Source organism: Rhizobium tibeticum (assembly GCF_900110205.1).
Lineage (GTDB): Bacteria > Pseudomonadota > Alphaproteobacteria > Rhizobiales > Rhizobiaceae > Rhizobium > Rhizobium tibeticum.
In genome coordinates this window covers 1-11854 of record NZ_FOCV01000079.1, presented here as the reverse complement: position 1 = coordinate 11854, position 11854 = coordinate 1, and the positions used below count along the sequence as shown (strand labels likewise).

Below are 11854 nucleotides of genomic sequence, written 5' to 3'. Positions count from 1 at the left end.
TGATCGTTGATCAGGCTGGATGGCACGTCACGCCGAAACTCAAAGTACCCGACAACATCACGCTGCTGTACCTGCCGCCGCGATCGCCCGAATTGAACCCTGTCGAGAGCCTGTGGCAGTTTATGAGGGAGAACTGGTTGTCCAACCGGATATTCAAAGACTACGACGACATCGTTTCCCATTGCTGCGACGCATGGAACAAGCTGGTCGCGCAGCCGTGGAAGATCATGTCGATTGGAATGCGTGATTGGGCGCACCGGTTTTGATTAGCGCTCGTTGGTATGACCTGGTCGATCTCGACCGTCGTCGTGCCGCATCGGCGCGAGATGTAGTCAGCGGTTTCCGGATCGTTGATCGCGGCAAACGAGATCCAGCTGACGCTCTCGAACCATTTGCTGGACGCGTCGCGCCCACCATAGGTTTCCCGCAGCTGGCCGATCGACTGATAGATCATCGTGAGCGTGATGCCGTATTTTCGGCCGGCGTCGCGCGCCGTCTCCAGCACCCGCATGTAGCCGAGCCTTGCGACCTCATCGAGGAGGAATAGTGCCCGGCCTTTGATCGCCCCGTCGCGATTGTAGATCGCGTTGAGGAAGGAGCCGATGATGACGCGCGCCAAGCCAGAATGCGTCTCCAAAGTCTTGAGGTCGATATTGATGAACACGTCGGTTTCACCATCGGCCAGCGCATCAGTTGAGAAACTGGAACCGGAGACCAGGGCTCCGTAGTTCGCGTAGCTCAGCCAATGCGTTTCCTTGATCGCATTGGCATAGACGCCGGAGAAGGTCTCTGGCGTCATGTTAACGAATGCGGCGACATTCTCCTTCACGAAGTCGGACGCCGAATTGTCGTATATCTCCTGCAAGCGAGCACGGAGCTTTGGCTCCGGCTCCGACAGATTGGCCCGGACCTGCCGCAAGGTTTGGTGCTTTGCATCCGTATGCCCGGATAGACAAACGTCGGCGATCATTGCGGTCAGCAGCTGCAGACCGGATGAACGGAAAAAGTCATCGCGGACGCCGGTCGCGCGACCGCTGTCGCTCATGATCCATGAAGCGACGGCGGCGATGTCCTCTTCCTTGGTTCCTCCATGACGGCCGATCCAGTCGAGCGCGTTAAAGCCGGAGCCTGAATTTCTCGGGTCGAGGACGATGACGCGCCGGCCCGCCTTGCGCCGGTGCTCCATCACCATCGGCGCCACCTCGTTGGACGGATCGAGCACGACGAGCGAGCCGCCCCATTTGAGCGCGGTCGGGATCGTGACAGAGGTCGTCTTGAAACCACCTGAACCGGAGAAAACAATCCCATGTGATGAGCCGAACGAGCCATCGAAGCACAATAGCGGTGCGGAACCTCCCCTTCCCCAACTCGTCGGCTCACCGGCTCGAAACGACGAGGCGGCCGGATCGTCGCGATCGACACGATATCGCTCGCCTATAACGATGCCTCCTGTTTCCGGAAATAGCTTTTCGGCATCTTGCATGGTCATCCAATCCGCTTCTCCGTACAGGGCGCGTTTGCCCCGGATGCGTCTCGGCTCGCTTCGCGAAAAGGCAGCGTTGCCCATTCTGGCGACGCGCAAAGCGAAGAATACAGCAAAGAACGTGGCGGCCACTCCTGCGGTGGTCGAAGGGTCGGCATAAGACAGAAGCGTCCTGCCAGCGGGCACCTGGCCGGCGAAGCCCGACAGTCGCGATCCCTCGCGAAGCGCTGCGACGACGATGACGGCAAGACCGCCCGTAGCAACGCTCCAACCAGCAGGCTTGATGTTGATCGATCCCTTCGTCCCGAACAGGAAGATGACGCCGCATGATCCGGCCAGGGCATAGGGCAGTGCGAGCCCGATCCGCCCGAGTATCAGCTTCGCCTGATCCGTCGTTCCGAATGCGGCGAGCCACCGTTCGATACCGGGAAGGCTCAGCGCAATTGCCAGCATGGCCGCGGCTGGAATGGCGGCGACAAGGATTCTCTTAGGCGTCATCGGCGAATGCCTTTGCGCCGAGTTCACTCAAACGAGTGCGCTCCGCCTCGTCAGCTGTGATCCGCGCGCCGGCGTCGATCAGCAGCCCTAGCAAGAGCGTGCGTTTCTCAAAGCGCAGGCCTGCCTTGACGATCAGGCCGCCGAGCTCGATCTTTTCCCGCGCATCCTTCTTGCGGGCTTCGGTCGCCGTCATCTTTTGCATTCGCTCAAGCCTCAGCAGATTGGCACGCAGCCTCGCCAGTGCCGTTCGGCGGCGTGGTCGCAGGCTTGCGCCCCTGAGCGGGTTTCGTTTCTCCGCGAAACCGGCTGGCGACCTCTTCGAATGCCGACAGAAGATCAGCCTCTTCTATCTCGATCTCCCCGATCCCCGCACGTAGCGCGATGCGCCCGATGCGCTCGGCGTCACGTGTTTCGGCCTGCTTGAGTTGCTCCTGCAAGCGAGCAATCTCTTCACGGATTTTGGCAGTTGGCTTCTTCATGTGCGTCGCTTCCCCGTTGCTAATGGTCCGATGAAGACCAACCCTGCCCCGAATTTTCTCCCGCTGGAAAGGTGCAATGTTGCACCTCGCCAAAGCGCAAGCTTTTGGCGAATGATCCCGCCGTTCCGAAGGAGCGGATCCAAGGGCGCAATTATACGTCGCTGACGCGACGCCCTGCTCAAGGGCCCTGGCGGGGCCCTCCGCTCCCGACGAACAGTCTGATTTTGTTCGATCTTAGGAGCTCGTTTTCGTCGTGGCCGTCCCGCATTTCTCAGTCAGCATTGTTGCTCGCGGATCCGGCCGCAGCGCTGTGCTGTCGGCGGCCTACCGGCATTGCGCCAAGATGGAGTTCGAGCGGGAAGCCCGAACGATCGACTACAGCCGCAAGCAAGGCTTGCTGCATGAGGAGTTCGTCATTCCCGAAGACGCACCGGAATGGCTGCGGGAAATGATCGACGATCGTTCGGTCTCCGGCGCCTCGGAAGCCTTCTGGAACAAGGTCGAGGCATTCGAAAAGCGGAGTGATGCGCAGCTTGCCAAGGATGTGACCATCGCCCTGCCGATCGAGCTCTCCGCCGATCAGAACATCGCCCTCGTTCGCGATTTCGTCGAGCGGCACATCACGGCCAAGGGCATGGTCGCCGATTGGGTGTTTCACGATCCTCCGGGTAATCCGCACATCCATCTGATGACGACCTTGCGGCCGCTAACCGAGGATGGTTTTGGCGCGAAAAAGGTCGCTGTTTTGGGACCGGACGGCAATCCCATGCGTAACGATGCCGGCAAGATCGTCTATGAGCCTTGGGCCGGGGACGCCGACGATTTCAATACATTTCGCGATGGTTGGTTCGCATGCCAGAACCGGCATCTGGCACTCGCCGGTCTCGACATTCGCATCGACGGCCGGTCCTTTGAGAAGCAAGGGATCGAGGTGACGCCAACCATTCATCTCGGCGTCGGAACGAAGGCGATCGAACGGAAGGGCGCCACTGGAGCCGGGTCGGGGGAAGAGAAGGTCGCGCTCGAGCGGTTGGAGCTGCAGGAAGAACGGCGCGCCGAGAATGCCCGGCGGATCCAGCGCAATCCGGAGATCGTGCTCGACCTGATTACCCGCGAGAAGAGCGTCTTCGACGAGCGCGACATCGCCAAGGTCCTCTACCGCTATATCGACGACGTTGCGCTCTTCCAGAACCGGATGGCGCGGATTCTGCAAAGCCCGCAAACGCTCCGGCTCGACCGTGAGCGCATGGATCTCGTCACCGGCATCCGGGCACCGGCAAAATACACGACGCGGGAGCTAATCCGTCTTGAAGCGCAGATGGCAAATCAAGCGATCTGGCTGTCGCAGCGATCCTCTCATTCCGTCAGCCGAGCGGTTCTGAGCGATGTCTTTTCTCGCCACGACCGCCTGTCGGATGAGCAGAAGATCGCGATCGAACATGTCGCCGGACCGGAGCGCATCGCCGCTGTGATCGGACGCGCCGGCGCCGGCAAGACGACGATGATGAAGGCGGCGCGTGAGGCGTGGGAGGCCGCCGGCTATCGCGTGGTCGGTGGCGCGCTTGCGGGCAAGGCCGCGGAAGGTCTGGAGAAGGAAGCCGGGATTGTCTCCCGCACGCTTTCTGCCTGGGAACTACGATGGGATCAGGAGCGAGACCGGCTTGATGAGAAGACCGTGTTCGTCCTCGACGAGGCAGGAATGGTCTCGTCCCGGCAGATGGCGCGCTTCGTCGAAGCGATAACCTTGTCGGGTGCCAAGCTGGTTTTGATCGGCGATCCCGAGCAGCTGCAGCCGATCGAAGCCGGCGCTGCCTTCCGGGCCATTTCAGAGCGGATCGGCTATGCGGAACTCGAGACAATCTACCGTCAGCGCGAACAGTGGATGCGCGATGCCTCCCTCGATCTGGCGCGTGGAAACGTGTCGGCCGCGCTCGACGCTTACGCTCAGCGGGATCTGGTGCGGACCGGTTGGACCAGGGACGAGGCGGTCACTGCTCTGATCGCCGACTGGGACCATGAATACGATCCGGCCAAGGCTACCCTGATCCTCGCCCATCGCCGTGTTGACGTGCGTCTGTTGAACGAGATGGCGCGCGGCAAGCTCGTTGAGCGTGGCCTGATCGAGGCCGGCCATGCGTTCAAGACGGAAGACGGGACCAGGCAGTTTGCGGCCGGCGATCAGATCGTCTTCCTGAAGAATGAGGGCTCGCTCGGCGTCAAGAACGGCATGTTGGCACGTGTCGTCGATGCCCAGCCCGGGCGGATTGTCGCTGAGATCGGCGACGGCAAAGACCGGCGTCAGGTCGTGGTCGAACAGCGGTTTTACGCCAATGTCGATCACGGCTACGCCACCACGGTGCACAAGAGCCAGGGCGCCACCGTTGATCGGGTCAAGGTGCTGGCGTCGAGCACGCTGGACCGGCACCTATCCTATGTTGCCATGACACGCCACCGCGAGACGGCAGAGCTCTATGTCGGGCTGGAAGAGTTCGCGCAACGGCGCGGCGGCGTGCTGGTGGCTCATGGTGAAGCGCCCTACGAGCACAAGCCGGGCAGTCGCAAAAGCTACTATGTGACGCTCGGCTATTCGGATGGCCAGGAACGAACCGTCTGGGGTGTCGATCTCGCGCGGGCGATGGATGCTTCGGACGCCAGGATCGGCGATCGCATCGGCCTCAAACATGTCGGATCGCAGCGCGTCACGCTCCCCGACGGCACGGAAGCTGACCGCAATTCCTGGAAAGTCGTGCCGATCGAGGAGCTGGCGATGGCCCGGCTCCATGAGCGGCTCTCGCGTGCCGCATCAAAGGAAACGACGCTCGACTATCAGGAAGCTTCGCACTATCGCGCTGCGCTGCGCTTTGCGGAGGCGCGTGGCCTCCATCTGATGAATGTCGCCCGCACCATCGCATACGACCAGCTGCAATGGACCGTCCGTCAATCGTCGAAACTCGCCGAGCTTGGCGCGCGCCTTGCCGCCGTCGCGGCAAAGCTCGGCCTTCGCGGAGCGAGATCGACGGTATCGACAACATCTGGAATAAAGGAGGCAAAACCCATGGTCTCAGGCACGACGACCTTCCCCAGATCGATCGGTCAGGCGGTCGAAGACAGGCTCTCGGCCGACCCCGGCCTGAAGGACAGCTGGCAGGAGGTTTCCGCTCGCTTCCATCACGTCTTTGCGGATCCACAAGCCGCCTTCAAGGCAATCAATGTCGACGCCATGCTGGCGAACGGAACGGTAGCGGCAACGACGATTGTGCGGATTGCCGAGCAGCCGGAAAGCTTCGGCGTACTGAAGGGGAAAACCGGTCTCTTTGCAGGGAGCGCCGAGAAGCAGGCTCGCGATACAGCACTTGTCAACGCACCGGCCCTTGCCCGCGACCTGCAGGGCTTCATTGCAAAACGGGCGGAGGCGGCCAGCCGCTATGAGGACGAGGAACGCGCGGTCCGCACCAAGCTCTCGCTCGATATTCCTGCCCTCTCTGCATCCGCAAAGCAGGTGCTCGAGCGCGTGCGTGATGCGATCGATCGAAACGATATCCCTGCCGGTCTTGAGTTTGCTTTGGCGGACAAAATGGTGAAGGCCGAGCTTGAAGGTTTTGCCAAGGCTGTGTCGGAGCGCTTTGGGGAAAGAACCTTCCTTCCGCTTGCGGCAAAGACAGCGGACGGGAAGGCGTTTGAGGCAGCGTCCGCAGGTATGCAGCCGGCCCAGAAGAACGAGCTGCGATCGGCCTGGGACACGATCCGGACCGTTCAGCAACTGGCTGCACATGAACGGACAGCTGTGGCGCTTAAACAGGCGGAAGCCATGCGGCAGACCCAAACGAAAGGTTTGTCGCTGAAATGATGTCTTTCATCTCCCCCACCTCTGCCGCTGCGCGTCAAAGGCGCCCGGCTCTCGCTCTCCTCGCGGTGTCATGTGGCGTTGCCTTTGCGGTGATCTTCGGTGGGTCCATCGGTGGCCTGCGAATCAACACCACGCCCAGCGAGCCGCTCGGACTCTGGCGTGTTGCAGCTCTCGATCGCCCTGTTCAGGTCGGCGACCTGGTGTTCGTCTGCCCCCCAATGACCGACGCTATTTCCGAGGGATTTGCGAGAGGCTACCTTCGCTCGGGCCTGTGCCCGGGCGGCTTTGGCCCTCTCATCAAAACGGTGGCTGCAGTCGGCGGCCAGCACATCGAGATCTCGAGCCATGTCACGGTCGATGGGCGGCCGATCGCAAGCTCGAGCCTCGTCTCTCAGGATGGCCAGGGGCGCCCGTTGCGCCCGTATGTGGGAGGGACGATTCCGGCCGGCTTCGTGTTCCTCCACTCGCCATTTCCCGGATCCTGGGACTCTCGATATTTCGGGCCGGTCCCTGTCTCCGGTGTCCTCGGTCTTGCAAGGCAGGTCCTCACCTATGCGCCGTGATTGGCTCCAGCCTCTTGCCCTCGGTCTGGCTTCTGCCACGGCTGGATACATCGCCTGGAGCGGACAAGTCTTGGCGCTCCCCGCAGCGATCGCATTTCCCGCGCTCTGGTCGATGGCACGCAGTCATCGAACCGCAAGTGTCGTTTCGGCCGCCTATTTTCTGGTGGCGTCGCGCGGTTTGCCGCAAGGCGTGGCTGCCTTCTATCAATCGGATATATGGCCGGGACTGATCTTGTGGCTTGCCGCCTCGAGCGGCTTCGTTTTCGTTCACGCCGCGCTGTGGTCGCGTCAATCCGGGGGGTGGAAAGCCCTGCGATATACGATCGCGATGGTCCTCATGGCCCTTCCACCCTTCGGCATTGTCGGCTGGGCCCATCCAATCACAGCGGCCGGCGTTCTCTTTCCAGGATGGGGCTGGGCGGGACTGGCGGCAGTGGCAGCCGGCCTTGCGATCATGACGACGCGCTATCGACCGGCTGCAGCCGTAACCCTCGTAGGCTTCTGGCTCTGGTCCGCCGCATTCTGGACCGCTCCCGACATAGGGCGGGGCTGGCAAGGCGTCGACCTGCAGCTCGGAAATAGTCTTGGTCGCGATAACAGTCTTGCTCGGCATAGTGACCTTGTAGCAACGCTTCGCTTACGGCGTCGGCCCGACACCGCCTACGTGCTCTTGCCTGAAAGCGCTCTCGGGTTTTGGACGCCGTCGGTCGAACGCCTGTGGCGGCAGCAGCTGACCGGGACTGATCTGAACGTCATCGCCGGCGCGGCGGTCGTCGATCCGGAAGGCTATAACAATGTGCTGGTTCGCGTCTCGGCCACCGAAAGTGAGATCCTCTATCGGCAACGCATGCCAGTGCCTGGCTCGATGTGGCAGCCCTGGTTGGCACCGATCGGAAAGAGCGGCGGAGCCAGAGCGGACTTCTTTGCTAATCCGGTCGTGTTCGTTGGCGGCCAGCGCGTGGCCCCACTCATTTGCTACGAGCAACTCATCATCTGGCCCGTCCTGATGTCGATGCTTCATGATCCAGACCTAGTCGTCGCCGTCGGAAACGACTGGTGGACCAAAGGGACCGCAATCATCGGCATACAGCGCGCCAGCGCCGAGGCTTGGGCGCGGCTGTTCAACAAACCTCTCGTGATGTCTTTCAACACCTGATCTGGAGCAAAGACCATGGACGCTGCCCTCATTGCGAAATGCGCCGATCCAAGCCTTCCCCCCGCTATCGTGGAACAGTTCATTTTGGCCGTCGGTTCCGACGATCCACTCGCCGTCACCGTGAAGGCTGATGGTCGGCTGGTTCTCATCCCCAAACCTCGTTCGCCCGACGAGGCCATGGGTGTGCTCAAAGACTATGTCGGTCATGCCATAGTACGGGTCGGCATCACCCAGTTTCCGGCGGGTGTTGGCGTCGACGACGCATCGCAGCTTCAATCAGACATGTTCGAAGCCTGCGCGAATTTGCGAACAGGGACAGGTATATTCGCAAAGGTCGCCCGCATCGTCACCAAATGGTACGGCCGCCCGACGAATAAAGAGCTTCTTCCGCAGTTGGTGGACGATACGATCTACGCTTGGAAGACGGGCAGCTTCGAGGGCGACAACGTGTTCCGTGCCCCAGATCCTGGTGGCCCGACTTTCTTTGGCACACGCTCAAAAAAGCCTGCCGAAGTTACGGATCCCGTGGCGCCTCCCACGGAAAGTGAAGATGCCTCACAATCGGCCGAGCCGGATAAGGCTACGGAGGCAGGAATGAGGATCGATCTTTCGAGGATCGGCGGACAAAAATAACGAGCTGCGGATGGGTCAGCGCTAGGGCGAAACCGGAGAAGTGAGCGCTGGCGTTTCGCCTCGCGGAAGGAAGAAGCCCTTGATACATGCGTCATTGCGAACGGCGATCTGCGTGTGGGTACGCTCGTGAAAGCGAGCGCCATCGTAGATCTCATTGCCTTCGGGAAACAGGCCTCGAACTGTGTCGAATGCCTGAAGGGCGGCTTCCTTGGCGATCTCGTGGACGTAATTGATAACGGCGCAATCCAGCTTCCGAACCAGTTTGTCGGAATTCTTGTCACCCTTGGCATCGGAATTCACCGGCATTTTGCCGCCGGTGGCTTCGATCTGACTTTTCAGCATTCGATAGCTGGTCTGGATCAGGGGGACGTACTTGCGGGTAATGAGGTCCAGGCAGTTGCCGAAATCGATAATCGCGCCGAGCACAAAGGGCTCCTTATAAGCGCCAGATTCAGCTTTCAGCGTCGCCCATTCGAGCGCACGCTCGGGATCGTTTTCCCAAAAGTAGATCCCAGAACCGAGCCAGTCATACGCCTTTTCGCTCGGAAGAAGGGGCGATGCGCCAGTTAGCGCAGCCATGCCCACGGCCTTGTCGCAGCCGTGGTAGCCGAGAACGTATGCAGGATAATTGGAACTCAAGCGGCAGCCGCGTCCTCAGCGTCGTCGTCGCGCGCATATTCTGGCGCAAGTTTGCCGTCAGCAGACACAATGCCGGCGTCCATCAGATGACGGCGTGCATCGTCTGGGGACTTCGCGGCGTCTTCAGCCCGCTTTTCCATGAGCGCGATGAGCGCCTCCAGCTGGATGTCTGTCATCGTCGAGGCCTCCTGAGCCAATTTCTTGTAGTTTATTACAAGGATTCCCGCAAAAGAGCAAACCTGGATGCGGCGTGGCACCAAGCACGAGATTGAAACGCGGACACGCTGCAAACGTTCACTTTCGTCTGCCCGGTGCTCGGTCAACCCAAGACAAAAACCGTTTCAAGCTCAAGCCGGCGTACAAAATGTATGGCAACTTACCGAGAGAATAGTGGCCACAGTTTAGTTTCAGGACCTGCGGTCGGCCGCCGGCGTTCTTCAAACTGCGTAACAGGCTCTCCGACAGCTCCGGCATCACAACCGTGTCTCTCTTGGCCAGCACTATCTGGATATCGAGATCCGGCCGCGCCAAACGATGGGCGTAGTTTTCGAGATTGAATGGACCCCATGCTCTCCTGAGATCGGCCAGCTCGATTTCTGACTCGAGGCTTCTCCGGATAGATCGTGTTGCACGACCCGTCCAAACCATATCCGCAAGGCTTCCACCCGTCAGGAACAGCGAAGCCTTCGAAACGTTCGGATCATGTGCGGCAATCAATCCTGCGACCCAGGAACCGAGGCTCATGCCGAGGACCGAGATTTCTCGATAGCCCTCACTTTTCAGCCAGCGGATGAGTTTTCCTCCATCACATACGGCCTGCCTTACGGCTTGGATCGTTCGACCAAGGTTGGCGCTCAGCATGTAATCCGCGTGCAATGAACCGGGACGGTTACGCTCGAAGTGATATGGCATCGCGATCTCGATGACTGTGATGCCGCGCCGTGACAAGAAGCCGGCGATTTGAGCGTTTCGAGCTCGTGCGTTCCAATGGTGAAAGATCACCAGTCCTTGTCGAGGGATCCACTTTTGGTGATTTTCGCCCAGACGATATTGTTCTCTGCGACATCGGTCGAAATATCCGATGGAAACTTAACCCAATGCTCTCGGACTTCGAATCGTTGATCGCCGCCGTTCTGCTCATCGAAAAACGTTGGGTCAATCGAAGCTTCATCTGCGCGGGCACAAAATTCGCGGATACTGTCGATTCTCTCACCTGGAAAGGCACGGTCTGCCTCAAGGATGAAACTCGTCGTTTCCTTCCCGTCCTCACCGCGTCGCGCCCGCTGTTCATCCCACCGATCAAGCCAGCTAAGATACAATTTGTCTGCTTCCTATTTCATTGGATCGCCGACTGCCTAGGCCAGGATCAACCAGGCTGAACAACGCGACGAACACACCGATGCCCAAAACGATTGAGAATCCCACGAACGCGTCAACCAGCAGGTAGGTGGCAAACAGCAATGTCACGACCGCCGCCATCTTCCAGAGAGGAACATGAAATCGCGTGCCGATAGCTCGCAGGCAGATCGAACCGTAGACAAAGACAACGATGGTCGAAAGTGCAACGAGCAGGCTGCTGTAATGGGTAGGCATCCGATAGTGGAACCCATTGCAGGCACCATCACGTCCAGCCAGCGCTGAAGACAAATCCCCGATCAACCAGTCGAGGATGTCTTTGGCGTTCGATGTCAGATAGGAGCTCTGAGCCTTCATGCACAACGCGACCAGGAGGCCTAGCAGGCCGTTGAAGAAGTCAGTCGCGTTCGCAGACGAAGCCTGAATCGTCTCCGTTGTGGACGTAGAAGTGCCCGGCAAGTCGTCCGGCGGAGCCGAGAGCTGCCCATCCGCGACCACAGACCGGGTCGCTCTCGTCTTGTCCCTCCCATGAGAACTCCGCACAGGCTGATCCATCGCGTGCGCCGTAGCGGACATCGAGAAAGCCCTTGAGCGCGACGAACGCGATTTCGCCGTCGGCCGTGCCCTGGAATGTCAGATGCGCCTCTTCGACGAGATCGAGGACGTCGTTGTCCCAGTTGTCCATCTCGACGATGCGCCAACGACCGGCGAAGGCCTTGGCGAAGGGAGAAACTCTCGCCATCAGCCTGTCTCCGTCATGAGCTTCGGCAGCCGCACCAGATCATAGGCGGCGGCCGCGAAGGTGAAGGCCCATCCGACGCGGTCGCGGCCACGGAACTTCGTCTTACCCTGCCCGGCGACGGTTTTGATCCAACCGAACGCCTCCTCGATGCGCTTGCGGATGCGTAAGCTGATCCCATAGCCGGAATGGCGCGTCGTGCGCCCATCAATGGCCGAGCGGCGACCATTGACGTTCTGCGCCACATGGGGCGTCACCTTCATCGACCGCAGATCTTTGACGAAGTCCTTTGTGTCATAGGCCTTATCGGCACCTAGCGTGATCGCTTGTGGCCGCTCAGTGAAGGGCTCGATCATGTGCAGCGCCGCTACCCGTTCAGTATATCCGCTGGCCTCTGTCAGATAGGCATCGACCAGCAGGCCATGGCGGTTTTCCATCAGCCCGTGGCCCATGAAGCACAG

General features: G+C 60.2%; 12 protein-coding genes and 2 pseudogenes. 5 read left to right on the top strand and 9 right to left on the bottom strand.

The window, feature by feature from the left end:
- Positions 1-266, top strand: a 266-nt coding sequence (locus BSG20_RS33650; RefSeq protein WP_177309923.1) for a transposase, incomplete at its 5' end; no start/stop codon positions are given.
- Here BSG20_RS33650 and traG read toward each other — a convergent pair.
- From traG to traC, 3 genes are read right to left on the bottom strand one after another with little or no spacing between them, the layout of a single operon-like run.
- Entirely contained in the window at positions 161-1981 is a 1821-nt protein-coding gene (gene traG / locus BSG20_RS33645) for a Ti-type conjugative transfer system protein TraG (RefSeq protein WP_244551844.1), read from the bottom strand. The genes BSG20_RS33650 and traG overlap by 106 nt on opposite strands.
- Positions 1971-2183, bottom strand: a complete 213-nt coding sequence (traD, locus tag BSG20_RS33640; protein WP_072381333.1) for a conjugal transfer protein TraD — start codon at positions 2181-2183, stop codon at positions 1971-1973. Before traD ends, traG begins: the two co-directional genes overlap by 11 nt.
- A gap of 4 nt (positions 2184-2187) precedes the next feature.
- Positions 2188-2460: a conjugal transfer protein TraC gene (gene traC / locus BSG20_RS33635; protein WP_072381335.1), complete on the bottom strand. Its 273-nt coding sequence runs from the start codon at positions 2458-2460 to the stop codon at positions 2188-2190.
- Between the two features lie 253 nt (positions 2461-2713).
- On the opposite strand from traC, the gene traA reads away from it, so the two are divergent.
- Genes traA through BSG20_RS33615 form a run of 4 tightly spaced genes read left to right on the top strand, consistent with a single transcriptional unit; the run spans position 2714 to position 8659 of the window.
- Positions 2714-6307, top strand: coding sequence for a Ti-type conjugative transfer relaxase TraA (traA, locus tag BSG20_RS33630; protein WP_072381337.1), 3594 nt, complete (start codon positions 2714-2716; stop codon positions 6305-6307).
- A complete protein-coding gene (gene traF / locus BSG20_RS33625) occupies positions 6304-6870 on the top strand; it encodes a conjugative transfer signal peptidase TraF (protein ID WP_072381339.1) in 567 nt (188 codons plus the stop codon). The genes traA and traF overlap by 4 nt, the downstream gene beginning before the upstream one ends.
- Positions 6860-8026 (top strand): conjugal transfer protein TraB, encoded by a 1167-nt coding sequence (locus BSG20_RS33620; RefSeq protein WP_072381340.1) that lies wholly within the window; start codon positions 6860-6862, stop codon positions 8024-8026. Before traF ends, BSG20_RS33620 begins: the two co-directional genes overlap by 11 nt.
- Before the next feature lie 15 nt (positions 8027-8041).
- Positions 8042-8659, top strand: coding sequence for a TraH family protein (locus BSG20_RS33615; RefSeq protein ID WP_072381342.1), 618 nt, complete (start codon positions 8042-8044; stop codon positions 8657-8659).
- A gap of 21 nt (positions 8660-8680) precedes the next feature.
- On the opposite strand, the gene BSG20_RS33610 is transcribed toward BSG20_RS33615, so the two are convergent.
- From BSG20_RS33610 to BSG20_RS33585, 6 genes and pseudogenes are all read right to left on the bottom strand, one after another.
- Entirely contained in the window at positions 8681-9298 is a 618-nt protein-coding gene (locus tag BSG20_RS33610) for a hypothetical protein (protein WP_072381344.1), read from the bottom strand.
- Positions 9295-9474: a hypothetical protein gene (locus tag BSG20_RS33605; RefSeq protein WP_072381346.1), complete on the bottom strand. Its 180-nt coding sequence runs from the start codon at positions 9472-9474 to the stop codon at positions 9295-9297. Before BSG20_RS33605 ends, BSG20_RS33610 begins: the two co-directional genes overlap by 4 nt.
- A gap of 118 nt (positions 9475-9592) precedes the next feature.
- Positions 9593-10617 (bottom strand): annotated as a pseudogene (locus BSG20_RS33600) (RcgR family putative quorum lactone hydrolase).
- Positions 10607-11038: pseudogene (locus BSG20_RS33595) on the bottom strand (RcgA family putative transporter); the annotation flags it as partial. The pseudogenes BSG20_RS33595 and BSG20_RS33600, both read right to left, overlap by 11 nt.
- A gap of 13 nt (positions 11039-11051) precedes the next feature.
- Positions 11052-11396, bottom strand: a complete 345-nt coding sequence (locus BSG20_RS33590) for a hypothetical protein (RefSeq protein WP_072381349.1) — start codon at positions 11394-11396, stop codon at positions 11052-11054.
- The coding region (locus BSG20_RS33585; protein WP_143147600.1) for a transposase at positions 11396-11854 on the bottom strand (459 nt) is incomplete at its 5' end. The genes BSG20_RS33585 and BSG20_RS33590, both read right to left, overlap by 1 nt.

Coding starts and splice junctions, on each gene's coding strand:
- BSG20_RS33615 (WP_072381342.1), top strand. CDS start 8,042: ATGGACGCTGCCCTCATTGCGAAATGCGCCGATCCAAGCCTTCCCCCC.
- traF (WP_072381339.1), top strand. CDS start 6,304: ATGATGTCTTTCATCTCCCCCACCTCTGCCGCTGCGCGTCAAAGGCGC.
- BSG20_RS33590 (WP_072381349.1), bottom strand. CDS start 11,396: ATGGCGAGAGTTTCTCCCTTCGCCAAGGCCTTCGCCGGTCGTTGGCGC.
- BSG20_RS33605 (WP_072381346.1), bottom strand. CDS start 9,474: ATGACAGACATCCAGCTGGAGGCGCTCATCGCGCTCATGGAAAAGCGG.
- traD (WP_072381333.1), bottom strand. CDS start 2,183: ATGCAAAAGATGACGGCGACCGAAGCCCGCAAGAAGGATGCGCGGGAA.
- BSG20_RS33620 (WP_072381340.1), top strand. CDS start 6,860: ATGCGCCGTGATTGGCTCCAGCCTCTTGCCCTCGGTCTGGCTTCTGCC.
- traC (WP_072381335.1), bottom strand. CDS start 2,460: ATGAAGAAGCCAACTGCCAAAATCCGTGAAGAGATTGCTCGCTTGCAG.
- traG (WP_244551844.1), bottom strand. CDS start 1,981: ATGACGCCTAAGAGAATCCTTGTCGCCGCCATTCCAGCCGCGGCCATG.